The sequence below is a fragment of the Bacillus cereus group sp. N24 genome (assembly GCF_016483345.1).
Lineage (GTDB): Bacteria > Bacillota > Bacilli > Bacillales > Bacillaceae_G > Bacillus_A > Bacillus_A toyonensis.
In genome coordinates this window covers 1-343 of sequence record NZ_JAEHCA010000113.1, presented here as the reverse complement: position 1 = coordinate 343, position 343 = coordinate 1, and the positions used below count along the sequence as shown (strand labels likewise).

Below are 343 nucleotides of genomic sequence, written 5' to 3'. Positions count from 1 at the left end.
ACCCAACCACATAAACCTCAACCTCCCTATCCACCAACCGAACCTTAAAACCCAACAAAACCACAGAACCCAACAGACCCGGAAAAACCAACAAACCCAGAGAAGCCGACAGAACCAGAGAAACCAACGAATCAAGAAAAGCTAGTGCTGAAACAAAATGAAAAAATGGTAGCGAGTAAATAAAGAAAAACCAACTGATATTGCCAAAAAGGTACTCATAAAAAGAGTACCTTTTTAATTTGAAGCTAGATTGAACAGAGGTGATACTTTGATATGTATAGTGAAAAGATATCAATCAAATATAAATTAGCTGAAAAAGAAGTACTCATTCCATTGAGTGCTT

Annotated in this window: 1 pseudogene; it reads left to right on the top strand. The window is 36.7% G+C overall.

Annotated features, from left to right (window positions below):
* Window positions 1–273: 273 nt before the first annotated feature.
* Window positions 274–343 (top strand): annotated as a pseudogene (locus JDS95_RS32310) (type IV secretory system conjugative DNA transfer family protein); the annotation flags it as partial.